The following is a 26,389-nucleotide window of genomic DNA, read 5'->3' as shown; positions in this document are numbered from 1 at the left end:
CTTGGGTGTCGAGTCGATTGCTATCGCGAGGAGGCTCACTCCTACAGTGGTTTTGTGTCGATCACATACTTTGTAGGAGTGAGCCTGCTCGCGATGAGGCCCTGAAGAACAACAAAAAATCCCTGGGCTAAATCCACCCGCCCCACTGCAACAGGAAGATCCCGAGGTTGGTGGTGATCGCCGCCATCAACGTGGTGATCACGATGATCGCTGCCGCCAGTTCATGATTGCCATTGGCCTGACGAGCCATGACAAAACTGGCCGCAGCGGTCGGGCTGCCGAAGTACAGGAACAGAATTCCCAACTCCGCACCACGAAAGCCCCAGAGCCACGCCCCCAGCGTCGCCAGAACCGGCAGGCCGATCATCTTCACCAGGCTTGAGCTCAGCGCCATGTTGCCGCTTTTGCGCAGGGCCGCCAGCGACAGCGTGCCGCCAATGCAGATCAGCGCCAGCGGCAAGGTGGTTTGCGCCAGGTATTGACCGGACGTCTCCAGCCATCCCGGCAAGCTGATCTTGAAGTAGGCAAACGGCGCCGCCGCAAACACACTGATGATCAGCGGATTGACCATTACGCTTTTGCAGATACTCCAAGGGTCGGACTTGATCACCGGGCTGTACACCGCCAGCACAATGGTCGAGAGCGTGTTGTAAAACAGGATGACCAACGCCGCAAGAATCGCACCGAGGGATATCCCGTAGTCACCGTACATGCTCGCCGCCAGTGCAAGGCCGATGACTCCGTTGTTGCCGCGAAAGGCGCCTTGGGTGTAAATCCCCCGATCTTCCCGCGGGCACTTCCAGATCGCCCAGCCCCAGGCGATGGCAAAACACACCAGTGTCGCCAGCGAGAAGTAAATGAGCAGCGCCGGTTGCAACGCGGCGTGCAGGTCGGCATGCAGGATGCCCAGAAACAACAACGCCGGCATGGTGACGTTGAACACCAGGGCCGACGCGGTGTGGATGAAATTGTCGTTGATCCAGTCGATGCGCTTGAGCAGCGCCCCCAGAAACAGCATGGCAAACACCGGCGCGGTGATATTCAGGGTTTCGAGGAAGATAGCCAGCATGCCGGGGGTAACCTTGGGTGAGCGTCGTTAGGGGGCTAATGATAAGCCAGCAAGTCCCCCGGCGTCTGTTAGACCGCTATCGCGAGCAAGCTCGCTCCCACATTTGATCTCCAGTGTTCACGCGATCAGTGTGGGAGCGAGCTTGCTCGCGATGCAGGCGACTCGGTCTTAGGTGATGGGCGCCGGGTTGAACAGCGTGATGTCGTTATGCAGCTTGTGCTTCTCGGCCCACGTCTGCTTCTTGCCGCTGGCCACGTCCAGGTAGTAGTGAAACAACTCCCAGCCAAGGTCTTCAATCGAAGCCCGTCCGGTCGCAATCCGTCCGGCATCGATATCGATCAGGTCCGGCCAGCGCTGCGCCAATTCAGTCCGGGTCGACACCTTCACCACCGGCGCCATCGCCAAACCGTACGGCGTACCACGCCCGGTGGTGAACACGTGCAGGTTCATTCCCGCCGCCAATTGCAACGTCCCGCAGACAAAGTCACTGGCCGGGGTCGCACAGAAGATCAGCCCTTTACGCTTGAACCGCTCGCCAGGGCCAAGCACCCCGTTGATCGCGCTGCTGCCGGATTTGACGATCGAGCCCAGGGACTTCTCGACAATGTTCGACAACCCGCCCTTCTTGTTGCCCGGCGTAGTGTTGGCGCTACGATCCGCTTCACCCTTGGCGAGGTAACGGTCGTACCAGTCCATCTCGCGCACCAGTTCCTGAGCGACTTCCTCAGTTTCGGCACGAGACGTCAGCAGGTAAATCGCATCACGCACTTCGGTAACTTCAGAAAACATCACCGTCGCACCCGCGCGCAACAGCAGGTCCGAGGCATAGCCCAACGCCGGGTTGGCGGTGATCCCGGAAAACGCATCGCTGCCGCCGCACTGCATGCCGAGAATCAGCTCGGACGCCGGCACGGTTTCCCGGCGACGTTGATCGAGCTTCTTCAAACGGGTCTCGGCCAACGCCATGATCTGCTCGATCATCTCGGTGAAACCGTGACTGGAATCCTGCAAGCGGTACAACCACGGATCGCTCAAATCCACCGAACTGTCGTTCTCGTGCATCACCTGCCCGGCCTGCAATTTTTCGCAGCCCAGGCTGATCACCAACGCTTCGCCCCCCAGGTTCGGGTTACGCGCCAGGTTGCGCACGGTACGAATCGGGATGTACGCGTCAGTCGCGGTAATCGCCACGCCACAGCCGTAGCTGTGGGTCAGCGCGACCACGTCATCGACGTGCGGATACTTGGGCAGCAACTCGTCCTTGATGCGCTTGACCGCATGGTCCAGCACGCCGGTGACGCACTGAACCGTCGTGGTAATCCCCAGAATATTGCGCGTGCCGACGGTGCCGTCGGCGTTGCGATAACCCTCGAACGTGAAGCCTTCCAGCGGTGCCTGCGCCGCCGGCACTTCGGTGGACAGCGGCAAGCTGTCCAGCGGTGGCGCGGTGGGCATGCGCAGTTGATCTTCCTTGACCCAGCTGCCCCGCGGAATCGGCTGCAACGCGTAGCCGATGGTCTGGCCGTAACGAATCACCTGGCCGCCCTCGGGAATGTCTTCCAGGGTGACCTTGTGGCTCTGTGGCACGAAATCCACGGTGACCAGGCCGTCCGGAAATTCAGTACCGGCCGGCACGCCTTGGTCATTGACTACGATCACTACGTTGTCCCGCTCGTGCAGGCGGATGTAGCGCGGCGAGTCGGAATGTTCAATCAACTGCATGACGCCGCTCCTCAGGAATGCGCTTGAGACAATTTGTTGTTGGTTTCAGGACCGCTGACTGGCGGTTCCTTGAGTACCACACGTTTGATCGGACCAACGATCACCAGGTAACTGAACACTGCCACCAGTGCGTTGCAACCGACAAACACCAGCGCCCATTTGAACGAACCGGTGGAGCTGATGATGTAGCCGATGACAATCGGGGTGGTGATCGAAGCGATGTTGCCGAAGGTGTTGAACAAGCCACCGCTGAGACCGGCGATCTGTTTTGGCGAGGTGTCAGACACCACGGCCCAACCCAGCGCACCCACGCCTTTGCCGAAGAATGCCAGGGCCATGAAGCCGACGACCATCCATTCAACGTCAACGTAGTTGCAGGCCACGATGCTGCTGGAGACCAGCAAGCCAGCAATGATCGGCGCCTTGCGAGCGAAGGTCAGGGAATGGCCTTTACGCAGCAAGTAGTCGGAAATCACCCCGCCGAGCACACCACCAATGAAGCCGCAGATCGCCGGCAACGAGGCAATGAAACCGGCCTTGAGGATGGTCATGCCGCGTTCTTGCACCAGGTACACCGGGAACCAGGTCAGGAAGAAGTAGGTGATGCCGTTGATGCAGTACTGCCCCAGATACACGCCGAGCATCATGCGGTTGGTCAGCAACTGGCGGATGTAGTCCCACTTCGGCCCGTCGACCTTTTTGCCTTTGCCTTTGTCCTGGTCCATGTCGACCATGCCGCCGTTGTCGGCGATGTGTTTGAACTCGGCGTCATTGATCATCGGATGCTGACGCGGGCTGTGGATAACCTTCAGCCAGATCCCCGAGAAGATGATGCCGATCACGCCCATGACGATGAACACGTGCTGCCAGCCGAAGCTGTAAACGATCCAACCCATCAGCGGCGCAAACAGCACCGTGGCGAAGTATTGCGCCGAGTTGAAAATCGCAGATGCCGTACCGCGTTCAGCGGTCGGGAACCAGGCCGCAACGATGCGCGCGTTACCGGGAAAGGATGGCGCTTCGGCCAGGCCCACCAGGAAACGCAGCATGAACAGCGCAACCACCGCCGTGGACATGCCGAACTCACCGACATAACCCTGCAACACGGTGAACAACGACCAGGTGAAGATGCTGAGCGCGTAGATTTTTTTCGAGCCGAAACGGTCCAGCAACCAGCCACCGGGAATTTGCCCGGCCACGTAGGCCCAACCGAATGCGGAGAAGATAAAACCGAGAGTGACCGCGTCGATGCCGAGGTCTTTTTGCAGGCTGGAGCCCGCGATGGCGATGGTAGCCCGGTCGGCGTAGTTGATCGTGGTCACCAGAAAAAGCATGAGCAAAATCAAATAGCGGACGTGGGTCGGCTTGGTCGCTTGCATGTAGATGTACTCCCACTGATTATTTTTATGCGCGGGTGAATCTTTTTGTGTTCCTTGTAGGAGCGAGCCTGCTCGCGATGGTCGTCAACGATGACGCTGGGCATCAGGCTGAACTTCGCGACCTCGAGACCATCGCGAGCAGGCTCGCTCCTACAGGGGACGCGGTATCGTTGCCAATACCGCAGTGGTTCCTGCTACGAACCGATGTAGCTGGTCTTCACCACGGTGTAGAACTCTTGCGCGTAGCGACCTTGCTCGCGGGAACCATAGGATGAACCTTTACGCCCACCGAATGGAACGTGGTAATCCACGCCCGCCGTCGGCAGGTTGACCATCACCATCCCGGCCTGGGAGTGGCGCTTGAAGTGGTTGGCGTACTTCAACGACGTGGTGGCAATGCCCGCCGACAGACCGAATTCGGTGTCGTTGGCCATGGCCAGCGCGGCCTCGTAATCCGCCACGCGAACCACGTTGGCCACCGGGCCGAAGATCTCTTCGCGGCTGATGCGCATCGCGGCTTCGCTGTCGGCAAACAGGGTTGGCGCGAGGAAATAGCCTTCGGTATCGCAGGTCACCAGACCACCGCCGCTGACCAGACGTGCACCTTCGGACTGACCGATGTCGATGTACTTCATGTCCTGTTCAAGCTGCGCTTGCGAGACGACCGGACCGATGTCGGTGCCGGCTTTCAGCGCGTGACCGACCTTGATCGACTTCATGCGCTCAGCCACGGCTTCGACGAACTTGTCGTGAATCCCGGCGGTGACGATGAAGCGGCTCGAGGCGGTGCAACGCTGGCCGGTGGAGTAGAACGCGCTCTGTACCGACAGCTCGACCGCTTGCTTGAGGTCGGCGTCGTCGAGAATGATCTGCGGGTTCTTGCCACCCATTTCCAGCTGAACCTTGGCCTGGCGCGAGACGCAGCTGACCGCGATCTGACGACCGACGCCCACGGAACCGGTGAAGCTGATGCCGTCGATTTTCGGGCTCTGAACCAGCGCATCGCCAACCACTCGACCGCTGCCCATCACCAGGTTGAACACGCCGGCCGGAAAGCCTGCGCGAGAGATGATTTCAGCCAGCGCCCAAGCGCAACCTGGCACCAGATCAGCCGGTTTCAGCACGACGCAGTTGCCGTAGGCCAGGGCTGGGGCGATTTTCCACGCAGGGATCGCGATTGGGAAGTTCCATGGTGTGATCAGACCGACCACGCCCAGCGCTTCGCGAGTCACTTCAACATTTACACCCGGACGCACCGACGGCAAGTAGTCGCCGGACAGGCGCAGGCATTCACCGGCGAAGAACTTGAAGATGTTGCCGGCGCGGGTCACTTCGCCGATGGCTTCAGGCAGGGTCTTGCCCTCTTCCCGAGCCAGCAAAATGCCGAGCTCTTCGCGGCGAGCAAGGATTTCGCTGCCGACTTTATCCAGTGAATCGTGACGAGCCTGGATGCCCGACGTCGACCAGGCCGGGAACGCGGCGCGAGCGGCGTCGATGGCGGCGTGAACCTGAGCCAGATCAGCCTTGGCGTACTCGCCAATGGTGTCGGTCAATTCGGACGGGTTGATGTTGGTGGAGTAATCGCTACCCGCAACCCATTCACCGTTGATGTAGTTATCGAAACGCTTTGAATCAGCCACAACAAATCTCCTTACGCAAAAGGCCGCTGAATACTCAGCGGCCTTGTTTAATCGGGTTGTTACTGCGCACCTTGCTTGTCGATCAGCGCAGCCAGAGCTTCGTACTCTTCTGGCAGCAGATCGGTCAGCGGTGCACGCACAGGACCTGCGTCATAGCCGGCAATTTTTGCCCCGGCCTTGACGATGCTCACGGCGTAACCGGCTTTGCGGTTACGGATGTCCAGGTACGGCAGGAAGAAGTCGTCGATGATCTTGCCGACGGTGGCGTGATCTTCGCGGGCAATGGCGTGGTAGAAATCCATCGCGGTTTTCGGGATGAAGTTGAACACCGCCGAGGAGTAGACCGGTACGCCCAGCGCCTTATAGGCAGCGGCGTAGACTTCAGCGGTCGGCAAACCGCCCAGGTAGCTGAAGCGATCACCGAGGCGGCGACGAATCGACACCATCAACTCGATATCGCCCAGGCCATCCTTGTAGCCGATCAGGTTCGGGCAGCGCTCGGCCAGACGTTCCAGCAGCGGCGCGGTCAGGCGGCAGACGTTGCGGTTGTAAACCACCACGCCGATTTTTACCGACTTGCACACGGCTTCAACGTGGGCCGCAACGCCATCCTGGCTAGCTTCGGTCAGGTAGTGCGGCAGCAGCAACAGGCCTTTGGCGCCCAGACGCTCGGCTTCCTGTGCGTATTCGATGGCTTGACGCGTCGAGCCGCCAACGCCGGCCAGAATCGGCACGCTGGTTTCGCAGGTGTCGACGGCAGTCTTGATGATTTCCGAATATTCGCTGGCCGCCAGAGAGAAGAACTCACCGGTGCCGCCCGCGGCGAACAACGCCGTGGCGCCGTATGGGGCCAGCCATTCGAGACGCTTGATGTAGCCCGCGCGATGGAAGTCGCCCTGAGCATTGAAATCGGTAACCGGGAAAGACAGCAGACCGGAAGAGAGGATGGACTTCAGTTCTTGTGGATTCATTATTCGAACACCCTGGTAGCAACGTATGTGTGTGAGTAAACCGTTCAGCCTGCGCCGAAGTTGTAGGTCATCGTACAACTTAAATAATAACCGTCAACTGCATTTCATCGCCAACCGCAGAATTTGAGTCGGAAAGGTATTTTCTTGACGTAGGAAATTTCTCATCTATGATCCAGATGACTGTATATACATACAGTTATTTTTTGATCGTACCGACGACATATCAAGGAGATAGAAATGTCAGGTCTACACGCACAACCGAAGGAAAAACCGAAACAGGTCATCGCCGAACTGGATGATCTTTTTACCGAACATGGCATCCCTCTGATCGGGGAAAACCAACACGTGGTCTTGCATATTGCAGATCATCACAACCCTACGACTCCCCTTCCCGCGTCGCTACCCACAGCCTCCGGCAAAGCCCTGAAAGGCAAGCCACAGCTGAGGTTCGAGGGCGGCGAACACACCGCCATCGGCGACAGCACCCTGCTGCGTTTCGTCAAGGACGCACCTGCTATCCCGGCTGCGCAAGTGGAGCTGCATTTGCCCAATGGACTGGCGCTGACCTACGGCCAGGTCGTTGCGCTGGGGGGTGATTTTTATGGAATTCCCGATCAACCGATCAGCGAAGGCGCGACGGCCGCCGACCGAATCCAGCGTTTTACCAATGCCTTCAACTCGCTGGCCGTGCTGCATGCTTCTAACGCTGAGGCCAGGCTGATCCTCGGTGTCATGCAAAAGGAAATCGCCGCGATCAAGCAGGCGATCATGGACGGTAAACAACCTCACGAAGCCTATGACGCCCTCGGTGATACGTTGTCGGAAGAGTGGAACAAGATCACCGGCGGCGGCAGTGTCGTCTCGGCGCTGTTCCCATTTGGGCGCTACCTGAAACTGGCCGCCAACAATGCCGATCACTTCGCCGAATGGGCACTGCTGGCTTACATCGCCGGGCACACCGTAGCAGTCCAACAAGCGGTGCTGGCCCACACCAGCGGCGATGAAAAGCAGTTGGAGCTGGCCTATGCGATGAACGCTTTTGCTGATCACTACCTGACCGACCTGTTTTCAGCCGGCCACCTGCGAGTGCCACGCAAGCAATTGGCAGCGGTGGTCACGCCGAGCGATCTGGGTTCGTTGATCACGCGCTTCATGCACGACGAAGACAGCAAGTTCGGCCTTAATGTGCGCAATGGCAACGGCGATCAATGGCACGCGTATGGGGACAAGCGCTACTTCGACGCCATCGACAGCGCCAATCGCACCCAGGTGAATCAGGCGGTTCAGGTGTCTGCGGATGAAGTGTTCGCGGCGTACCTCAGCGGGATCGCACCGTCGGCCGGCAGTTTTGCTGCGTTGAAAAAACTGCCTGATCTTCAAGTGGTGCTGAACCCGACGGGTAATTTCTCGCCGCTGTTCAAGGTCGAGGGCGACAAGGTGTTGCGACGCAAGGACGTCAACAACCTGAACGACACCGCCACCGTGGACGACTGGTGGGGCTGGAGCACTTATTTGCTGCTCAAGGATTACAAACCCACTGGCAACGTTGCCTGATAAGGAGATCGATGATGACTATCAAATTGAAACTGGAATTGGCTTCGGGGCAATCGCTGAAGGGGGCGCCGTTGGAGTTGTTGTCCAAGGGGGGTGTGGTGATTGCTCGAGGAGTTGTGGATAAGCGGGGCAGTGTGACGTTCGAGGTTAAATCTGCGAAGTCTGAGTTGGCGGTGCGGGTGGATCGCTCGATTCTGAAAACTGGCTCAAGTTAATGGCCCCATCGCGAGCAGGCTCGCTCCTACATTTGATCTATGTGTAATCGCATTATTGTGATCGACACAAACCCTGTGGGAGCGAGCCTGCTCGCGATGGCTATCTGTCAGGAACAAATCCTCCAGCCTGGAAACCTACACCCGCTGCGCCTCTGCCTCTTCATGCGCATGACGCAGCCGCTCGCGGCTGTTCGTCAGGTGCAACCGCATCGCCGCCCGCGCGGCATCCGAATCCTGACGCGCAATCGCATCGTAAATCTCTTCGTGCTCACGGCTCAGGCGATTCATGTAGTGCTGTTGGTCGTCATGGGCCAGACGCGCGGAGTTGAGGCGCGTACGCGGAATGATGCTGGTGCCCAGGTGGGTCATGATGTCGGTGAAATAGCGGTTGCCCGTCGCCAGGGCGATTTGCAGGTGGAACTGGAAGTCGGACGCCACCGCATCGCTGGCATGGGAAACACTTTCATTCAATGCATCCAGCGCAGCTCGCATCAACGCCAGCTGCTCAGGGCTGCGACGTTGCGCGGCAAGGCCGGCGGATTCCACTTCAAGGCTGATGCGCAGTTCCAGAATCGCCAGCACGTCACGCAGCGTGACCACGGTCGCCGGGTCGATACGGAAACCGCTCGGGCTTGGGGTGTCGAGCACGAAGGTGCCGATGCCGTGGCGGGTTTCAACCTGGCCTGCCGCCTGCAAACGGGAAATCGCTTCGCGCACCACGGTGCGGCTGACGCCATGGGCATCCATGATCGCCGACTCGGTGGGCAACTTGTCGCCACGCTTGAGGTGACCGTCGCGGATCTGCTCGGACAGCACCGTCACCAGTTCCTGAGCGAGGCTGCGGCGCTTGCGAGGGAGGCGTGGTGCGTCGTTCGGGTTTTCCATGGTGAACGTCTTTCTCGAAAGTTGCGGCTGAAACCGCATCATAGCTCAACGCGGTTGTACGATCACCCGTGAACCGTGGGATCAAATCGAAACCCTGTAGGAGCTGTCGAGTGAAACGAGGCTGCGATCTTTTGACTTTTGATTATTAAAAACAAGATCAAAAGATCGCAGCCTCGCTTCACTCGACAGCTCCTACAATGGCGGTGTGGCTCAGGCTGTCACGGTCTGGTCCACCAGATGACCATTCTCAATACGCACATGCCGTGGATGGAAGCGCTTCAGGCTGCTGCGATGCCCGACGCTGACAATGCTCAATCCCGGAATCTCATCGATCAAGGTCTGATACAGCGACGCCTCGTCCTCTTCGTCCATCGCCGAGGTCGCCTCGTCCATGTACAGCCATTGCGGTGCATACAGCAGCGCACGGGCAAAGGCCAGACGCTGCTGCTCACCCGGCGACAACATGCGCTGCCAGTGATTCGCTTCATCTAGACGCGACACCAGATGCGGCAAACGACAAGCTTCCAGCACATGCACATAACGCTCGTGCGGATACGTATCGCCAGACTGTGGATAACTCAGCGCTTCACGCAGGCTGCCAATCGGCAGATACGGTTTTTGCGGCAGGAACAGATAACGCCCCGTCGGCAGACGAATACTGCCGTGGCCAGCCGGCCAAAGGTGCCCCATCGCTCGAAACAACGTGGATTTACCACTGCCGGAACGACCGCTGAGCATGACGCGCTCACCCTCCTCCACGGTCATGTCGGCGTTGCTCAGCAGGTGACGACCGTCGGCCAGATCAAGGCCAAGGTTATGCACCTTCAACGCCGAGCCATGGTTTTGCACATCAATCGCCGGCGCACGCTCTTCGTTATCGGTCATGGCCTGACGGAAACTCAGCAGACGATCACAGGTGGCGCGCCATTCGGCAAGGTCCTGGTACGCCGTGATGAACCAACTGAAGTTGTCCTGGACGTTAGCGAACGCCGAGTTGATTTGCATCAGCTCACCCAGCTCGATCTTGCCAGCGAAGTAACGCGGCGAGGCGACCATGAACGGGAAGATGACGGCGATCTGCTCATAGCCAGAAGTAAAAAAGGTCAGGCGCTTGGACACTTTCATGATGTCCCAGAAGTTGTGCCAGACCATCCCGAAACGGCTGCTCAAGCGGCGATTCTCATTAGGCTCGCCGTTGTACAGCGCAATGCTTTCGGCATTCTCGCGAACCCGCACCATGGAGAAACGCAGGTCGGCTTCGAAGCGTTGCTGGTTGTTGTTGAGGCCGATCAGCCGACGGCCGATCAAATGCGTCAGCCAACTGGCAACCGCCGCGTAAACCAGCGCGCACCAGAACATGTAGCCGGGAATGGTGAAACCAAACACTTCGATACTGCCGGACACACCCCACAGAATGATCGAGAACGAGACGAGGCTGACGATGTTGCGAATCAACCCGAGCCCCAGGCCCAGCGTATTGGTGGTGAATTTATTGAGGTCTTCGGAAATCCGCTGGTCCGGGTTATCGGTGTAACCGCCCTGCTCCAGCTGGTAGTAATTCTTGTTGTCGAGCCAGCGGGCGAAGTGCTTCTCGGTAAGCCAGGCCCGCCAGCGGATGGTCAGCATCTGCGTCAGGTAGAGCCGATACACCGCGCCGAGAATGGCCACCGCCGCAATGCCGCAGAAATACAGGATCAACTGCCAAAAGGCCGCTTCGTCCTTTTTCTGCAGGGCGTTGTAGAAGTCCTTGTACCAACTGTTGACCCACACCGAAATCGCCACGCTGAACAGCGACAGCGCGATCACAGCGATCAGCAACGTCCAGGCCTTGCCCTTCTCTTCGCTGCGCCAGTAAGGCGTGGTCATCGCCCAGACTTTGCGAAAAAACTGCCCGCGCACAGCATCGTTGACCGCGGAATATTCAGCGTTCTGATTCATGGATAAGGCTCGATAAAGAAAAGAACACACACGAACCGATCATAGATGATCGGTTCGGTTTGTCGCGAGGAGCGGCCCGCATTCGTTCAGCGCCGGTTCAGCGACGAACGGGACGCTTCTGCAGTTTGCGCTGCAGCGTGCGGCGGTGCATGCCCAGGGCGCGGGCAGTGGCGGAGATGTTGCCTTCGTGCTCGGTCAGCACGCGCTGGATGTGTTCCCACTGCAGGCGATCCACCGACATCGGGTTTTCCGGCACCAGCGTGTCGAGGTCGGCGTGCTCGGAGAGCAACGCGGCCAGTACGTCATCGGCGTCCGCCGGTTTGCACAGGTAATTGCAGGCGCCACGCTTGATCGCCTCGACGGCGGTGGCGATGCTCGAGTAACCGGTGAGGATCACCACGCGCATTTCCGGGTCCAGCTCAAGCAGCTTGGGCAACAGCACCAGGCCGGAATCGCCGTCCATTTTCAGGTCCAGCGCGGCGTAGTCCGGCAGATCGGCCTGAGCGATGGTCAGGCCTTCTTCGGCAGAACCGGCGGTGCTGACGCGAAAGCCGCGGCGGGCCATGGCACGGGCCATCACCCGGGTAAAAGTTGCGTCGTCGTCTACCAGCAACAAATGCGGCAGTTCTTCGCCTTCGCCTTCGACTTGGATCTCGTCACTCATGTTCGTCTCCTCGGGCGACACGGGGCAGGCGCAGCTCGGTGAGCGTGCCGCCTTCCTCATGACTGTAGAGTTTCACTGAGCCGCCGGCGCGTGTCACGCTGGCCTTGCTCAAAAACAGGCCCAGGCCGAAACCTTTGCCCTTGGTGGTAAAAAACGGTTTGCCGATCTGCTCGGCGATGGCCAGCGGCACACCGGCGCCGTGGTCGCGGATGCTGATGGTCAAATCCTCGGCATTCCAGTCCAGCGTCACTTGCAACCCTTCGGGGCAAGCGTCGGCGGCGTTGTTGAGCAAATTCAGCAGGGCCTGGGTCAGGTCCGGCGGCGGCGCCATACGCGGCACGGTGCCTTGGCCCAGGCGCTGGAAGCGGTAACTGGCTTCCGGGCGCATCAGGTGCCAGCGGTTCAGCGCTTCGTCGAGCCAGTCAGTGACGTCCTGCATCTCCACTGCCAATCGACGATTGGCCTCGGCGGCGCGCACCAGTTGCTGCAAGGTTTCCTTGCAGAGTTTGACCTGATCCTGCAGCACGCTCAGGTCGTCCTGCAACATCGGGTCGTGATGGTCCTGACGCATTTCCTTGAGCAACACGCTCATGGTCGCCAGCGGCGTGCCCAGTTCATGGGCAGCACCGGCGGCCTGGGTGGCGACGGCCAGCAACTGCTGATCGCGCAGGCCCTCTTCACGACGGATGGCGCGCAGTTCTTCCTGACGGCGCAACTCTTCGGCCATGCGTGCGGCGAAGAAAGTGATGACCGCCGCAGCCAGGGCGAAACTCAGCCACATCCCGTAAACCTGCAGGTTTTCCCGAGCGATCGGGAAAGTTTGCAGCGGATAGAAGCGCGCCAGCAGCAGGGTATACATCGTCAACGCGATACCGGACAGAATCACCGAATAACGCCACGGCAAGGTCACGGCGGCGATGGTCAGCGGTACCAGGTAATAAGAGACGAAAGGGTTGGTCGAGCCGCCGGAGAAATACAGCAAGGCACTGTGGATAAACAGGTCGCAAGCCAGTTGCACGGCGTATTCGAGTTCGGTAACCGGCCATGAGGTGCGCAAGCGAATTGCCGTGAACGTGCACAGCAGCATCGAGCAACCGAGGGTCGCGGCCAGTTGGAACCAGGGCAGCGGCAGCAAGTCGAGCCAGTAGGCAAGTCCCACGGAACCGGCCTGAGCGGCCAACACCAATGTGCGGATGAACGTCAGCCGCCAGAGATTCTGGCGAGTTGCGGAAGTGATTTGAACGGGGGCGAGCATGAGCTCTCCTGATGAGCGCTCCAGGCGGATCGCACGGAGTATAACCAAGCACGGGGGCTGGCAGGCAAAAGTGCGGCAAACGGCCACAGGTCGTGAGTGGCTTGAAGGCCTATGTGGTGAGGGGATTTATCCCCGTTGGGTGGCGAAGCCGCCCCAAAATTTACAACCGAATCCTGCCTGCCTACTTCAGGGAGATATTTACGACTGCTTCGCAGCCGAACGGGGCGGTGCGGCGTTCCGCTAAATCCCCTCGCCACAGGGTCACCTGTGATCGATCTGTATAGAAGTTGTAACTGTGCGAACCGGATCATAAAAGCTAGAGTCTGATGGTTTCACGCAGGCTCGGCCCCATACCCCTGCGCACCGCCCAAGGAGCTTTTCATGCACAGTTTCCGCCGCAGCGCCGCCCTTCTTGCCCTTAGCGTTGGCACCGTCGCCAGCCTCCCGGCCCTGGCTGCCGACGAACTTCATTACAACCAGATCGCCCTGCGCGCCGAAGTCAGTCAGGAAGTCGCCCGCGACCTGATGATCGTGACCCTCTACACCGAAGAACAAAACACCGACCCGGCCAAACTCGCCGCCGACGTCAGCACCACCATGAACAAAGCGCTGGCCCAGGCCAAACAGGTCAAGGAAGTCACCCTGCGCCAGGGCAGCCGCAACAGCTACCCGATCTACGACACCAAGGGCCAGAAAATCACCGGCTGGCGCGAACGCGCCGAACTACGCCTGGAAAGCTCTGACTTCGCCGCACTGTCGAAGTTGACCGGCGAACTGCTCACCGACCTGAAAATGGGCGGCATGGACTTCGCCATTGCGACGCCAACCCGCAAGGCCAGCGAAGATGCGCTGCTCAAAGACGCTGTCACCGCCTTTAAAGCCCGAGCGCAATTGGCTACCGATGCGTTAGGCGGCAAGGGGTACAAAATCGTTAACCTGAACTTGAACAGCAACGGTTACCCACAACCGTACATGCGCGCGCCGATGATGATGAAAGCGGCGAGCATGGACGGTGCGCCGGTGACGCCGGAAGTTGAGGCTGGTACGAGTCAGGTGAGCATGACGGCGGATGGGTCGATTGAAGTGTTGATGCCTTGATTCGATAACCCGTGCACAGAAACGGCGATCACTGAAGTGATCGCCGTTTTTTTATTGCCTGCGCAAAGCCAAGTCGGACCCGCAAGCAGCAAAGGTTGCACCCCCGGTACTACCAACACGCCCACGCAGCCCCCACCAAATCCCAAAGCCAGGCATCCCCCACAGATGTCCACTGACAAACAGTAACGGAACAATCTGCCCCCGCAGACACAACAACCCTTTAAACAACAAACACCTGGCCACCAAACCAGAACTCAATCTCATTCAGGCCCGCCCTCCCCATTCACACCCCTCAGTGATGGGTATAAATAAGTAACACCGCGCTCCAATCGAGTGCACAAAACAGCCAGATCGCCCCGCGCAGGTGCGTGACATGCACTGAAAAAAACCTGCGCAAACGGTCAAATGCGCCTGAATTTATACATATGCGACATCAAGGTACGTTCGTGCCACTGTTTAACACCTGTGGTCGCTCAGGATCTTGCAATGGGTATGGCCCCTGCATAAGTATCCGCAGGCACGACTCACGAGGTCGTCCTCTAATTCCAAAAATGACAACAAATCATGAGGCCACCATGCTTAAACACGCGGTCATTCCGTTTTTAGTCGGCGCAAGCTTGTTAGCTAGCGCACCATTCGCCCAAGCAGCGACTAACCTGGTGTTCTGCTCCGAAGGGAGCCCGGCCGGTTTTGATCCAGGTCAGTACACCACCGGAACCGACTTCGACGCCTCTGCTGAAACCATGTTCAACCGTTTGACCCAGTTCGAACGTGGCGGCACCGCTGTCATTCCTGGTCTGGCGACCAAATGGGACATCTCCGATGATGGCCTGACTTACACCTTCCACCTGCGTGAAGGCGTCAAGTTTCACACCACCCCGTACTTCAAGCCGACTCGTGAGTTCAACGCCGACGACGTGCTGTTCACCTTTAATCGCATGATTAACAAGGATGATCCGTTCCGTAAGGCGTACCCAACCGAATTCCCGTACTTCACCGACATGGGGATGGACACCAACATCACCAAGATCGATAAAGTCGACGACAAAACTGTCAAGTTCACCCTGAAAGAAGTCGACGCCGCGTTCATCCAGAACATGGCCATGAGTTTCGCTTCCATCCAGTCCGCCGAGTACGCCGCCCAGCTGCTGAAAGAAGGCAAAGCCGCCGACATCAACCAGAAGCCGGTCGGCACTGGTCCGTTCGTGTTCAAGAGCTACCAGAAAGACTCCAACATCCGCTACACCGGGAACAAGGACTACTGGAAGCCTGACGACGTCAAGATCGACAACCTGATCTTCGCCATCACCACCGACCCGTCGGTGCGTATCCAGAAGCTGAAGAAGAACGAGTGCCAGATCACTCTGTTCCCACGTCCGGCCGACCTGAAGGCGCTGCAAGAAGACAAGACTCTGAAAGTGCCTAACCAGGCTGGCTTCAACCTGGGTTACATCGCCTACAACGTGATGGACAAGATCAAGGGCAGCGATCAGCCGAACCCGATGGCCCAACTGAAAGTGCGTCAAGCGCTGGACATGGCCGTCAACAAGCAACAGATCATTGACTCCGTTTACCAGGGCGCAGGTCAGCTGGCCGTCAACGCCATGCCGCCAACCCAGTGGTCCTACGACACCACCATCAAGGATGCGCCGTACAACCCTGAGAAAGCCAAAGAGCTGCTCAAGGAAGCCGGCGTCAAGGAAGGCACCGAGATCAACCTCTGGGCGATGCCGGTGCAGCGTCCTTACAACCCGAACGCCAAGCTGATGGCTGAAATGCTGCAGTCCGACTGGGCCAAGGTCGGTATCAAAGCCAAGATCGTGACCTACGAGTGGGGCGAGTACATCAAGCGCTCCAAAGGCGGCGAAAACGGCGCGATGCTGATTGGCTGGAGCGGCGACAACGGTGACCCGGACAACTGGCTGAACGTGCTGTTCGGCTGCGACTCGCTGCAAGGCAACAACTTCTCCAAGTGGTGCGACAAGACGTTTGACGGCATCGTGAAAGAAGCCAAGCGCACGACCGATCAGTCCAAGCGCACCGAACTGTACAAGCAGGCGCAACACGTCCTCAAAGATGCCGTTCCAATGACACCTATCGCTCACTCGACGGTGTTCCAACCCATGCGCGACAACGTGCAGGACTTCAAGATCAGCCCGTTTGGCTTGAACTCCTTCTACGGCGTCAGCGTCAGCAAATAAGGTTTTGCAACGGCGACGCTTTTGGCGTCGCCGTTGCTTTATCTGCCGAGAAAGTAGGAAACCACCTACATCCAATTCCGCTGAGTATTACAGCAGCGGCGTCGGACGCGTTGCCATTTCCTACGAGTCTTTAGGACTCTACTCATTTACTGCCAGACCCGAGGCTCATACCGTCGGGATCTGACCAGTTCGTGCGTGGGCTCTCGGTTATTGCTGCCTGTCATGGCTTGAGATCAGTGATGCCACCACGTCCCCGGACGAGGCGGCAGTTCATTGAAAACACTTAGAGAAAGAGGAAGGGAGCGTCATGCGCCATACCTTGGTTTTATCCGCATTGCTGGGCACCGGCCTGTTGGCCGCCACTTCTATCAGCCAGGCCGCCAACAACAGCCTGGTGTTCTGCTCCGAAGGCAGCCCTGCTGGCTTCGACACCGCGCAGTACACGACCGCGACCGACAATGACGCCGCCGAGCCGTTGTACAACCGACTGGCAGAGTTCGAAAAAGGCGCCACCAACGTCGTACCTGGCCTGGCCACACGCTGGGATATTTCCGAGGACGGTCTCAAGTACACTTTCCACCTGCGCGAAGGGGTGAAATTTCACACCACCAAGTACTTCACGCCGACCCGTGATTTCAACGCCGATGACGTGCTGTTCACGTTCAATCGCATGCTCGATCCACAGCAACCTTTCCGTAAGGCTTATCCGACCGAGTTCCCGTATTTCAACGGGATGAGCCTGAACAAGAACATCGCCAAGGTCGAGAAGACCGGGCCGCTGACCGTGGTCATGACGCTCAACAGCGTGGACGCCGCGTTCATCCAGAACATCGCCATGAGCTTCGCCGCCATCCTGTCCGCCGAATACGCCGACAAACTGCTGGCCGAAGGCAAGCCGAGCGACATCAACCAGAAGCCGATCGGCACCGGGCCGTTCGTGTTCAAGAGTTACCAGAAAGATTCCAACATCCGTTACACCGGCAACAAGCAGTACTGGGACCCGAGCCGGGTCAAGCTTGAGAACCTGATTTTCGCCATCAACACCGATGCCTCGGTGCGGGTGCAGAAGCTCAAGGCCAACGAGTGCCAGATCACCCTGCACCCGCGCCCTGCCGACGTGACCGCGCTGAAAAACGACCCAACACTCAAGCTCATCGAGAAGCCCGGTTTCAACCTCGGCTACATCGCCTACAACGTGCGCCACAAGCCTTTCGACCAGCTCGAAGTGCGCCAGGCGCTGGACATGGCGGTGAACAAGCAGGGCATTCTCAACGCCGTCTATCAAGGTGCCGGTCAACTGGCGGTCAACGCCATGCCGCCGAGCCAATGGTCCTACGACGAGACCCTTAAAGACGCCGCCTACAACCCGGAAAAAGCCAAGGAATTGCTCAAGGCTGCCGGCGTGAAGGAAGGTACTGAAATTACCCTCTGGGCCATGCCGGTACAGCGCCCGTATAACCCCAACGCCAAATTGATGGCCGAAATGCTCCAGGCTGACTGGGCGAAGATCGGCCTCAAAGTGAAGATCGTCAGCTACGAATGGGGCGAGTACATCAAGCGCACCAAGAATGGCGAGCACGACATCAGCCTGATTGGCTGGACCGGTGACAATGGGGACCCGGACAACTGGCTCGGCACGCTTTACAGCTGCGACGCCATTGGCGGCAACAACTACTCCATGTGGTGCGATCCGGCTTACGACAAGCTGATCAAGCAGGCCAAGGTCGTTACCGACCGCGACCAGCGCACCGTGCTTTACAAACAGGCGCAGCAGTACCTCAAGCAGCAGGTGCCGATTACGCCAGTCGCCCACTCGACGGTTAACCAGCCGTTGAGCGCCAAAATCGAAGGATTCAAGGTGAGTCCTTTCGGTCGTAACGTGTTCTCGGGCGTCAGCATAGAAAAATAACCGATTAGCCAAAAACGCTGGGGGCGGATTCCGCCCTCACGCAAGCGTATTGCCGTAATTCGTCAATCCGGCCTACAGCAAACGTTTGCGATGCCTTGTGTGAGTTCGAAACCAAATAGCCGGATCACCAAAAAAGACCGGCATTAAAAAAAGAAAGAAAGGAGCTTCACCCCATGAAACTGAGCAGCACCGCGTTATTGGCCCTGGCCATCAGCAGCGTAACCGCCTCGGCGTACGCAGAAACCCAAAGCCAGGCGTACACCCCGGTTACCGTGAAAGAGAAAAGTGCCCAGAGTGAAGCCACTGGCTTTGTCGAAGGCCAATCGATCACCGGGAGCACGCGTAACTGGTATGCCAACGAGCAACTGAAACGTGGCGCCCATTTCAAGTACAACAAGAACGGTGTATCGACCGAAACGGATCGTCGTATCAACTGGGTCCAGGGCACCATCATCAAGTACAACTCGGGCTTCACCGAGGGTACTGTCGGCTTCAGCACTGAAGTCGCTGCTTACAACGCCATCGCCCTGGACCGTGACCGCAAAGACCTTGCTTCCGGCAATGGTGGCGCACCACTGAACGGCGTTGGTGGTCTTGGCAACAACCGGACCCTGACCAAAGACGGCGGTGACGCCCAGGGTCAGTGGAGCAAACTGGGCCTGGCCAACGTCAAGGCACGTGTCTCCAACACCACCCTGACCGCCGGCCGCATGAACTTCAGCAGCCCGCAGGTCGATGTAATCGGCAACCGTGCACTGCCTTCGAGCTTCGAAGGTGTGGCGATCCACAGCGAAGAGCTGGAGAACCTGTCGTTCGACCTGGGCACCTTCGATCGCAACTCACCGCGGACCGAAGAAAGCCAGCGTAAATTCCGCTCCGAATACGCCGACACCGTCGTAGAAACCGATCACGTGAATACCGCTGGTATCACTTACCAGCCGTTCGCTAGCCTGACCACCAGCCTGTGGGGCACCCAGGCCGAAGACTTGTGGAACCAGTACTATTTCGGCGCCAGCCACGTATTGGGTGACAGCTCGGTACTGAGCCTGACCACCGGCCTGAACTACTACAAAACCGTCGACGAAGGCAAAAAGCTGTTGGGCGAAATCGACAACGACACCTACTCCCTGTCGTTCGGTCTGACCCACCAGGCCCACAGCCTGACCTTCTCCTACCAGGAAGTGAACGGTAACGAGTACTTCGACTACCTGCACGAAACCAACGGCATCTACCTGGCCAACTCCCTGCTGTCGGACTTCAACGGCCCGAACGAGAAATCCTTCCAGATCGCCTACGGCTTGAACATGGCCGAATACGGCGTGCCAGGCCTGAAGTTCAACATCTATCAGGCTCGCGGCTGGGGTATCGACGGTACTCACTACAAAGGTGGCGCCTACGACAGCGTGACCACGATGGACGGCGAACACCATTACGAATACGGCATCGGTACTTCGTACGCCGTGCAGAGCGGCCCACTCAAGGCCACCACTGTTCGCGCGACCTACACCGCTCACCGCGCCAGCGAAAACCAGGCTGACGGCAGCCTCAACGAGTTCCGTCTCGTGACCACCATCCCGTTCAACATTTTGTAAAAACGCACGCCTGCGGCTGACTCATGACGAGTCGGCCGTTTGGTTTTCTTCAGTTCAACCGATTGCAGAGGGTTCTTTGATGAAAATGCTTCCCCTACGTGCGGCCATCGCGGCCGCGTTGCTGAGTGTCGCTGTTGGCGTCTCGGCCAAACCCCTGGTGGTCTGCACCGAAGCCAGTCCGGAAGGCTTCGATATGGTCCAGTACACGACTGCAGTCACAGCCGATGCGGTGGCCGAAACCATCTTCAATCGTCTGGCGGACTTCAAGCCCGGCACCACTGAAGTGATTCCGGCACTGGCCGATTCCTGGGACATCAGCGAAGACGGTCTGACCTACACGTTCCACCTGCGCAAAGGCATCAAGTTCCACACCACCGAATACTTCAAGCCGACCCGCGACATGAACGCCGACGACGTGGTCTGGAGCTTCCAGCGTCAGCTGGACCCGAATCACCCGTGGCACAAACTCTCGAGCGTAGGTTTCCCGTACTTTGAAAGCATGGGCTTCAAGGAACTGCTCAAAAGTGTCGAGAAGATCGACGACAACACGGTCACCTTCACCCTGACCCGCCGGGAAGCGCCGTTCCTGGCCGACATCGCCATGGCCTTCTCCTCGATCTACTCCGCCGAGTATGCCGACCAGTTGCTCAAGGCCAACAAGACCGGCGACCTGAACAACAAGCCTGTCGGCACCGGCCCGTTCGTATTCCAGCGTTACAACAAGGACGCTCAAGTCCGCTTCAAGGCCAACCCGGATTACTTCCGTGGCAAGCCACCGGCTGATTCGCTGATCCTCGCCATCGCCACAGACAACAACGTGCGCCTGCAAAAACTGAAAGCCAACGAGTGCCAGATTGCGCTGTATCCGAAACCGGATGACATCCCGAGCATCAAGAAAGACGCCAAACTGAGTGTCGACGAACTGAACGCGATGACCGTTTCGTACATCGCCATGAACACCTCGCACAAATACATGAGCGATGTGCGCGTACGTAAAGCCATCGATATCGCCTTCGACAAGGCCGCCTACGTCAACGCGCTGTTTGGCAAAGGCAATGCGACCGTGGCGGTCAATCCGTACCCGGACACCCTGCTGGGCTACAACCACGACCTGAAGAATCCGCCGCGTGATCTGGACAAGGCTCGCGCCTTGCTCAAGGAAGCTGGCGTGCCGGATGGCACCACGTTCACCCTGTTCACCCGTAACGGCGGCGGTCCAACCAACCCGAACCCGATGCTCGGCGCGCAGATGATGCAGGCTGACCTGGCCAAGGTCGGGATCAAGGTCGATATTCGCGTCATGGAATGGGGCGAAATGCTCAAACGTGCGAAAAACGGCGAGCACGACATGGTGTCTGCCGGATGGGCGGGCGATAACGGCGACCCGGATAACTTCCTGACGCCTATGCTCAGTTGCGAGGCCGCCAAAAACGGCGAAAACTACGCACGTTGGTGCAACGAGAAGTTCCAGGCGCTGATCGATGAAGCCAGGGCTAAAGTCAACCCGGCGGAACGCGCAGCGCTCTATGAGCAAGCCCAGGAGATTTTCAATCAGGACCAGCCATGGATCAGCATGGCGCACACCCGTATGTTCACCGCAATGCGCAACAACGTAGAGGGCTATCACATTAGCCCGCTCACCACTAATAACTTCGCCACCACCCAGGTGAAGTAGATAAGAAACTACCGGCATTCCTGACCCAGGAATGCCGGGCACGCCTAACCGGCTGATGAGGTACCACACAAGATGTTTAGTTTTATTGCCCGCCGATTGGGGTTATTGATCCCCACGTTCTTCGGCATCACCTTGCTGACTTTCGCGTTGATTCGCATGATTCCAGGCGACCCCGTGGAAGTAATGATGGGCGAACGTCGAGTCGACCCCGAAATGCACGCTCAGGCAATGGAACGCCTAGGTCTGAACAAACCCCTGTATGCCCAATACCTGGATTACGTTGGCAAACTGGCCCACGGCGATCTCGGCGAATCCCTGCGTACCCGTGAAAGTGTCTGGAGCGAATTCACTTCTCTATTCCCCGCGACCCTGGAACTGTCCATGGCCGCCCTGCTGTTCGCCGGCATCCTGGGCCTTCTGGCCGGGGTGATCGCGGCACTCAAGCGAGGATCCCTGTTCGACCATGGGGTGATGGGCGTCTCCCTGGCGGGATACTCGATGCCGATCTTCTGGTGGGGCCTGATCCTGATCATGTTCTTCTCGGTGTCCCTGGGCTGGACCCCGGTTTCCGGGCGGATCGACCTGCTCTATGACATCGAGCCGCGGACCGGTTTCATGCTCATCGACACGCTGCTGGCCGATGACGTCGGTGCGTTCTTCGATGCCCTGCATCACCTGATCCTGCCGGCCATTGTGCTCGGCACCATCCCGCTGGCAGTGATCGCGCGGATGACCCGCTCTTCGATGCTCGAAGTGCTGCGTGAAGACTACATCCGTACCGCCCGCGCCAAAGGCCTGTCGCCGTCGCGCGTGGTGTTTGTTCACGGCCTGCGTAACGCGCTGATCCCGGTACTGACCGTGGTTGGCCTGCAAGTCGGCACATTGCTGGCCGGTGCGGTCTTGACCGAAACCATCTTCTCCTGGCCCGGCATCGGCAAATGGCTGATTGAAGCCATTGGCGCACGGGACTATCCCGTGGTGCAAAACGGCATCCTGTTAATCGCCTGCCTGGTGATTCTGGTCAACTTCGTGGTGGACATCCTCTACGGCTTTGCCAACCCACGCATTCGTCACCAGCGCTGAGATCATTATGACCATGACCACTTCAATTCCAGCGGTAGCAGTCGATCAAAGCCTGCTGTATCCGTCCCCTTACAAAGAATTCTGGCAAGCGTTCTCCAAGAACAAAGGCGCCGTCGCCGGCCTGATGTTCATGCTGCTGGTGATTTTCTGCGCCCTGTTCGCCCCTTGGGTGGCACCGCATAACCCGAGCGAGCAGTACCGCGATTTCCTGCTGACCCCGCCGTCCTGGCTGGAAGGTGGGCAACTCCAGTTCTTGCTCGGCACCGATGAACTGGGTCGCGACCTGCTGTCACGGCTGATCCATGGTTCGCGCCTGTCCCTGCTGATCGGCTTGTCGTCGGTGGTGATGTCGCTGATTCCGGGCATCCTGTTGGGTCTGTTCGCCGGGTTCTTCCCGCGCTTGCTCGGCCCGACCATCATGCGTCTGATGGACATCATGCTGGCCCTGCCGTCCCTGCTGCTGGCCGTGGCGATTGTCGCCATCCTCGGCCCTGGCCTGATCAACACCATTATTGCCATCGCCGTGGTTTCGTTGCCGTCCTACGTTCGTCTGACCCGCGCCGCGGTAATGGGCGAATTGAACCGCGACTACGTGACCGCCGCGCGCCTGGCCGGTGCCGGTCTGCCACGCCTGATGTTCGTCACCGTGCTGCCTAACTGCATGGCGCCGCTGATCGTTCAGGCCACCTTGAGCTTCTCCTCGGCGATTCTCGATGCTGCGGCACTGGGCTTCCTCGGCCTTGGCGTACAACCGCCAACCCCTGAGTGGGGCACCATGCTGGCTTCGGCTCGCGACTACATCGAACGCGCCTGGTGGGTGGTAAGTCTGCCTGGTTTGACCATTTTGCTCAGCGTGCTGGCAATCAACTTGATGGGCGACGGCCTGCGCGATGCGCTGGACCCGAAACTCAAGAACGCCGCCTGAGGAGATTCAAATGTCACTGTTAGAAATCAAGAATCTCAACGTTCGCTTCGGCGACAAGAACGCCGTTCCGGTGGTCGACGGTCTCGACATTACCGTGGACAAGGGCGAAGTTCTGGCCATCGTTGGCGAATCGGGTTCCGGCAAGTCCGTGACCATGATGGCGCTGATGGGCCTGATCGAACATCCGGGGATCGTCACCGCCGACGCCCTGAATTTCGATGGCAAGAACATGCTCAAACTGAGCAACCGTCAGCGTCGGCAGATTGTCGGCAAAGACCTGGCCATGGTCTTCCAGGACCCGATGACCGCGCTGAACCCAAGCTACACCGTCGGTTTCCAGATCGAAGAAGTGCTGCGCCTGCACCTGAAAATGTCCGGCAAGCAAGCCCGTGCACGCGCCATCGAACTGCTGGAAAAAGTTGAAATCCCGGGCGCCGCCAGCCGTATGGATGCTTACCCGCATCAACTGTCCGGTGGTATGAGCCAGCGTGTTGCGATCGCCATGGCGATTGCCGGCGAACCGAAACTGCTGATCGCCGACGAACCGACCACTGCACTGGACGTAACGATTCAGGCGCAAATCATGGACCTGCTGTTGGCCTTGCAGAAAGAGCAGAACATGGGCCTGGTGCTGATCACTCACGACCTCGCGGTCGTGGCCGAAACCGCTCAGCGCGTGTGCGTGATGTACGCCGGCCAAGCGGTCGAAGTGGGTCAGGTGCCTCAACTGTTCGACATTCCGGCGCACCCGTACAGCGAAGCGCTGCTCAAGGCGATTCCGGAACACAGCCTGGGCGCCACCCGCCTGGCCACGCTGCCGGGCATCGTTCCCGGTCGTTATGACCGTCCGCAGGGTTGCCTGCTGTCGCCGCGTTGCCCGTACGTGCAGGAGACCTGCCGTCAGCAACGTCCAACCCTTGACCCGAAAAGCAACAGCCTCGCCCGCTGCTTCTACCCGCTGAATCAGGAGGTGGCGTAATGGCCGTCGTACTTACCGCCCGCGACCTGACCCGTCACTACGAAGTGTCCCGTGGCCTGTTCAAGGGCCATGCGACCGTTCGCGCCCTGAACGGTGTGTCGTTCGAACTGGAAGCCGGCAAGACCCTCGCGGTCGTCGGTGAATCGGGCTGCGGCAAATCCACCCTGGCCCGCGCCCTGACGCTGATCGAAGAGCCATCCTCCGGCTCCTTGAAAATCGCCGGGCAGGAAGTCGCCGGTGCGAACAAGGCTGAACGCAAGCAACTGCGCAAAGACGTGCAGATGGTGTTCCAGAGCCCTTACGCGTCGTTGAACCCACGGCAAAAAGTCGGTGACCAGCTCGGCGAGCCGCTGCTGATCAACACCAACCTGTCCGCTGCCGAACGTCGCGAGAAAGTGCAGGCGATGATGAAGCAGGTGGGCTTGCGTCCTGAGCACTACCAGCGTTATCCGCACATGTTCTCCGGCGGTCAGCGCCAGCGGATCGCCCTGGCCCGCGCGATGATGTTGCAGCCTAAAGTGCTGGTAGCGGATGAACCGACCTCGGCGCTGGACGTGTCCATCCAGGCGCAGGTGCTGAACCTGTTCATGGATTTGCAGCAAGAGTTCAATACCGCTTACGTGTTCATCTCCCACAACCTGGCGGTGGTGCAACACGTCGCCGATGACGTGATGGTGATGTACCTCGGTCGCCCGGTGGAAATGGGCCCGAAGAACGACATCTACGAGCGTCCTCTGCACCCGTACACCCAGGCGTTGCTGTCGGCCACCCCGACCATTCACCCGGACCCGAACAAGCCGAAAATCAAGATCGTCGGCGAATTGCCCAACCCGCTGAACCCGCCGTCCGGCTGCGCTTTCCACAAGCGCTGCCCGTACGCGACCGAGCGCTGTAGCACCGAAGAGCCGGCCCTGCGCCTGCTCGACAGCCGCCAGGTGGCTTGCCACTACGCCGAGCAATTCCTCGACGGCGCGGCATAAAAAATGTGGGAGCGGGCTTGCTCCGGGCGGCGTTCCGACGAAGAGGGAGTGTCAGTCGATATTCATTTCGCTGACACACCGTATTCGTCGGAACGCCGCCCGGAGCAAACCCGCTCCCACAGGGATATTTGAACTGTTCAGTAACCCCTTCTGCTTCGATTGCGCATCAATCGGTCAGAAGGGGTTTTCTTTTGCCTGTCATTTAAGCCCCGGCTTCGTCGTCGCTGTCCGGTTCGTCGGTGGTCGAGTCGTCATCGTCCGCACTGCCACCCTGCCCCTCATCACCGGGCTCCGATTCGGATTTGGCGATCATCTGGGCAGTGTGCGCCACCGGCCCGCTTGAAGCCTGTTCTCCGTGATCCTCGCACTCGGCCCACGCCGCCGACATGCCAACGGACAGCATCACCAAAACCTTAAGCAACAGCACAATGCGTTGAAAAATGCTCATAGCCGATTCCATCCTTCATTAGTGAAGCGTGGGGTGTCTGTCTGGCACTCAATGAAATTTAGTTCCGATCAGCGCAGTTCTCCAGATAGGACGCTAACGAATGGACGGAATGCCATTTGTGGGGAGATTGGTTTTGAATAGGGGTTAGGTCGAACGGTTATTTCTGAAATTTGCGGCGAGCTCAAAAGCCACCCCTCACTGTAGAGA

The 26,389-nt window shown here is 58.8% G+C and carries 21 protein-coding genes; 11 read left to right on the top strand and 10 right to left on the bottom strand.

Going from position 1 to position 26,389, the window contains the following annotated elements; all coding sequences use genetic code 11:
• Positions 1–127 precede the first annotated feature (127 nt).
• The 5 genes from VD17_RS04585 to kdgD all read right to left on the bottom strand — a co-directional run bounded on the left by VD17_RS04585 (position 128) and on the right by kdgD (position 6,781).
• On the bottom strand, positions 128–1,069 hold the full coding sequence (locus VD17_RS04585; RefSeq protein WP_046052869.1) for an AEC family transporter: 942 nt from the start codon (positions 1,067–1,069) through the stop codon (positions 128–130).
• Between the two features lie 168 nt (positions 1,070–1,237).
• On the bottom strand, positions 1,238–2,791 hold the full coding sequence (gene garD, locus VD17_RS04580) for a galactarate dehydratase (RefSeq protein WP_046052868.1): 1,554 nt from the start codon (positions 2,789–2,791) through the stop codon (positions 1,238–1,240).
• An 11-nt stretch (positions 2,792–2,802) separates the two neighbouring features.
• Positions 2,803–4,170 (bottom strand): MFS transporter, encoded by a 1,368-nt coding sequence (locus VD17_RS04575; RefSeq protein ID WP_046052867.1) that lies wholly within the window; start codon positions 4,168–4,170, stop codon positions 2,803–2,805.
• Positions 4,171–4,364: 194 nt separating this feature from the next.
• The gene (locus tag VD17_RS04570; RefSeq protein ID WP_046052866.1) at positions 4,365–5,810 is read right to left on the bottom strand and encodes an aldehyde dehydrogenase family protein; all 1,446 of its coding nucleotides are present in this window, start codon (positions 5,808–5,810) and stop codon (positions 4,365–4,367) included.
• A gap of 59 nt (positions 5,811–5,869) precedes the next feature.
• Positions 5,870–6,781: a 5-dehydro-4-deoxyglucarate dehydratase gene (kdgD, locus tag VD17_RS04565; protein WP_046052865.1), complete on the bottom strand. Its 912-nt coding sequence runs from the start codon at positions 6,779–6,781 to the stop codon at positions 5,870–5,872.
• A 237-nt stretch (positions 6,782–7,018) separates the two neighbouring features.
• Between kdgD and VD17_RS04560 the strand changes: the two genes are divergently transcribed.
• Both VD17_RS04560 and VD17_RS04555 read left to right on the top strand, forming a co-directional pair.
• The gene (locus VD17_RS04560; RefSeq protein ID WP_046052864.1) at positions 7,019–8,335 is read left to right on the top strand and encodes a phosphatidylcholine-hydrolyzing phospholipase; all 1,317 of its coding nucleotides are present in this window, start codon (positions 7,019–7,021) and stop codon (positions 8,333–8,335) included.
• 14 nt (positions 8,336–8,349) lie between these two features.
• The gene (locus VD17_RS04555; protein ID WP_046052863.1) at positions 8,350–8,550 is read left to right on the top strand and encodes a hypothetical protein; all 201 of its coding nucleotides are present in this window, start codon (positions 8,350–8,352) and stop codon (positions 8,548–8,550) included.
• A gap of 135 nt (positions 8,551–8,685) precedes the next feature.
• Here VD17_RS04555 and VD17_RS04550 read toward each other — a convergent pair whose 3' ends face one another.
• The 4 genes from VD17_RS04550 to VD17_RS04535 form a co-directional block, all read right to left on the bottom strand.
• Positions 8,686–9,435, bottom strand: a complete 750-nt coding sequence (locus VD17_RS04550) for a FadR/GntR family transcriptional regulator (protein ID WP_046052862.1) — start codon at positions 9,433–9,435, stop codon at positions 8,686–8,688.
• Between the two features lie 210 nt (positions 9,436–9,645).
• Positions 9,646–11,373 carry an ABC transporter ATP-binding protein/permease gene (locus VD17_RS04545; RefSeq protein WP_046052861.1) on the bottom strand — a complete coding sequence of 576 codons (1,728 nt, stop codon included), beginning with the start codon at positions 11,371–11,373 and terminating at the stop codon, positions 9,646–9,648.
• Positions 11,374–11,470: 97 nt separating this feature from the next.
• The gene (locus VD17_RS04540; RefSeq protein WP_008148925.1) at positions 11,471–12,037 is read right to left on the bottom strand and encodes a response regulator transcription factor; all 567 of its coding nucleotides are present in this window, start codon (positions 12,035–12,037) and stop codon (positions 11,471–11,473) included.
• A complete protein-coding gene (locus VD17_RS04535) occupies positions 12,030–13,292 on the bottom strand; it encodes an ATP-binding protein (RefSeq protein WP_046052860.1) in 1,263 nt (420 codons plus the stop codon). The genes VD17_RS04540 and VD17_RS04535 overlap by 8 nt, the downstream gene beginning before the upstream one ends.
• Positions 13,293–13,673: 381 nt before the next feature.
• Between VD17_RS04535 and VD17_RS04530 the strand changes: the two genes are divergently transcribed.
• The 9 genes from VD17_RS04530 to VD17_RS04490 all read left to right on the top strand — a co-directional run bounded on the left by VD17_RS04530 (position 13,674) and on the right by VD17_RS04490 (position 25,734).
• On the top strand, positions 13,674–14,390 hold the full coding sequence (locus tag VD17_RS04530) for an SIMPL domain-containing protein (protein WP_046052859.1): 717 nt from the start codon (positions 13,674–13,676) through the stop codon (positions 14,388–14,390).
• Positions 14,391–14,965: 575 nt separating this feature from the next.
• Entirely contained in the window at positions 14,966–16,591 is a 1,626-nt protein-coding gene (locus tag VD17_RS04525; protein ID WP_046052858.1) for an ABC transporter substrate-binding protein, read from the top strand.
• A 307-nt stretch (positions 16,592–16,898) separates the two neighbouring features.
• On the top strand, positions 16,899–18,500 hold the full coding sequence (locus tag VD17_RS04520; RefSeq protein WP_046052857.1) for an ABC transporter substrate-binding protein: 1,602 nt from the start codon (positions 16,899–16,901) through the stop codon (positions 18,498–18,500).
• A 173-nt stretch (positions 18,501–18,673) separates the two neighbouring features.
• Positions 18,674–20,092, top strand: a complete 1,419-nt coding sequence (locus VD17_RS04515) for an OprD family porin (RefSeq protein WP_046052856.1) — start codon at positions 18,674–18,676, stop codon at positions 20,090–20,092.
• A 79-nt stretch (positions 20,093–20,171) separates the two neighbouring features.
• Positions 20,172–21,767 (top strand): ABC transporter substrate-binding protein, encoded by a 1,596-nt coding sequence (locus VD17_RS04510; protein ID WP_046052855.1) that lies wholly within the window; start codon positions 20,172–20,174, stop codon positions 21,765–21,767.
• Between the two features lie 72 nt (positions 21,768–21,839).
• Positions 21,840–22,850 (top strand): ABC transporter permease subunit, encoded by a 1,011-nt coding sequence (locus VD17_RS04505; protein ID WP_008148942.1) that lies wholly within the window; start codon positions 21,840–21,842, stop codon positions 22,848–22,850.
• Between the two features lie 13 nt (positions 22,851–22,863).
• Entirely contained in the window at positions 22,864–23,775 is a 912-nt protein-coding gene (locus tag VD17_RS04500) for an ABC transporter permease subunit (RefSeq protein ID WP_046052928.1), read from the top strand.
• Positions 23,776–23,785: 10 nt separating this feature from the next.
• A complete protein-coding gene (locus VD17_RS04495; protein ID WP_033058069.1) occupies positions 23,786–24,754 on the top strand; it encodes an ABC transporter ATP-binding protein in 969 nt (322 codons plus the stop codon).
• The gene (locus VD17_RS04490) at positions 24,754–25,734 is read left to right on the top strand and encodes a peptide ABC transporter ATP-binding protein (protein WP_033058071.1); all 981 of its coding nucleotides are present in this window, start codon (positions 24,754–24,756) and stop codon (positions 25,732–25,734) included. The genes VD17_RS04495 and VD17_RS04490 overlap by 1 nt, the downstream gene beginning before the upstream one ends.
• A 202-nt stretch (positions 25,735–25,936) precedes the next feature.
• On the opposite strand, the gene VD17_RS04485 is transcribed toward VD17_RS04490, so the two are convergent.
• Positions 25,937–26,182: a hypothetical protein gene (locus VD17_RS04485; RefSeq protein WP_046052854.1), complete on the bottom strand. Its 246-nt coding sequence runs from the start codon at positions 26,180–26,182 to the stop codon at positions 25,937–25,939.
• Between the last annotated feature and the right edge of the window lie 207 nt (positions 26,183–26,389).

The organism is Pseudomonas fluorescens (assembly GCF_000968015.1).
Lineage (GTDB): Bacteria > Pseudomonadota > Gammaproteobacteria > Pseudomonadales > Pseudomonadaceae > Aquipseudomonas > Aquipseudomonas fluorescens_W.
The sequence above is the reverse complement of the archived record's forward strand: the minus strand, read 5'-3'. Positions and strand labels throughout refer to the sequence as shown.

What these genes read in the sequence shown, in the direction of transcription:
- VD17_RS04515 (WP_046052856.1), top strand. Translation starts at nt 18,674, where the DNA reads ATGAAACTGAGCAGCACCGCGTTATTGGCCCTGGCCATCAGCAGCGTA.
- VD17_RS04555 (WP_046052863.1), top strand. Translation starts at nt 8,350, where the DNA reads ATGACTATCAAATTGAAACTGGAATTGGCTTCGGGGCAATCGCTGAAG.
- VD17_RS04535 (WP_046052860.1), bottom strand. Translation starts at nt 13,292, where the DNA reads ATGCTCGCCCCCGTTCAAATCACTTCCGCAACTCGCCAGAATCTCTGG.
- VD17_RS04585 (WP_046052869.1), bottom strand. Translation starts at nt 1,069, where the DNA reads ATGCTGGCTATCTTCCTCGAAACCCTGAATATCACCGCGCCGGTGTTT.
- VD17_RS04525 (WP_046052858.1), top strand. Translation starts at nt 14,966, where the DNA reads ATGCTTAAACACGCGGTCATTCCGTTTTTAGTCGGCGCAAGCTTGTTA.
- garD (WP_046052868.1), bottom strand. Translation starts at nt 2,791, where the DNA reads ATGCAGTTGATTGAACATTCCGACTCGCCGCGCTACATCCGCCTGCAC.
- VD17_RS04495 (WP_033058069.1), top strand. Translation starts at nt 23,786, where the DNA reads ATGTCACTGTTAGAAATCAAGAATCTCAACGTTCGCTTCGGCGACAAG.
- kdgD (WP_046052865.1), bottom strand. Translation starts at nt 6,781, where the DNA reads ATGAATCCACAAGAACTGAAGTCCATCCTCTCTTCCGGTCTGCTGTCT.
- VD17_RS04490 (WP_033058071.1), top strand. Translation starts at nt 24,754, where the DNA reads ATGGCCGTCGTACTTACCGCCCGCGACCTGACCCGTCACTACGAAGTG.
- VD17_RS04560 (WP_046052864.1), top strand. Translation starts at nt 7,019, where the DNA reads ATGTCAGGTCTACACGCACAACCGAAGGAAAAACCGAAACAGGTCATC.
- VD17_RS04530 (WP_046052859.1), top strand. Translation starts at nt 13,674, where the DNA reads ATGCACAGTTTCCGCCGCAGCGCCGCCCTTCTTGCCCTTAGCGTTGGC.
- VD17_RS04510 (WP_046052855.1), top strand. Translation starts at nt 20,172, where the DNA reads ATGAAAATGCTTCCCCTACGTGCGGCCATCGCGGCCGCGTTGCTGAGT.
- VD17_RS04485 (WP_046052854.1), bottom strand. Translation starts at nt 26,182, where the DNA reads ATGAGCATTTTTCAACGCATTGTGCTGTTGCTTAAGGTTTTGGTGATG.
- VD17_RS04505 (WP_008148942.1), top strand. Translation starts at nt 21,840, where the DNA reads ATGTTTAGTTTTATTGCCCGCCGATTGGGGTTATTGATCCCCACGTTC.
- VD17_RS04545 (WP_046052861.1), bottom strand. Translation starts at nt 11,373, where the DNA reads ATGAATCAGAACGCTGAATATTCCGCGGTCAACGATGCTGTGCGCGGG.
- VD17_RS04500 (WP_046052928.1), top strand. Translation starts at nt 22,864, where the DNA reads ATGACCACTTCAATTCCAGCGGTAGCAGTCGATCAAAGCCTGCTGTAT.
- VD17_RS04575 (WP_046052867.1), bottom strand. Translation starts at nt 4,170, where the DNA reads ATGCAAGCGACCAAGCCGACCCACGTCCGCTATTTGATTTTGCTCATG.
- VD17_RS04540 (WP_008148925.1), bottom strand. Translation starts at nt 12,037, where the DNA reads ATGAGTGACGAGATCCAAGTCGAAGGCGAAGGCGAAGAACTGCCGCAT.
- VD17_RS04550 (WP_046052862.1), bottom strand. Translation starts at nt 9,435, where the DNA reads ATGGAAAACCCGAACGACGCACCACGCCTCCCTCGCAAGCGCCGCAGC.
- VD17_RS04520 (WP_046052857.1), top strand. Translation starts at nt 16,899, where the DNA reads ATGCGCCATACCTTGGTTTTATCCGCATTGCTGGGCACCGGCCTGTTG.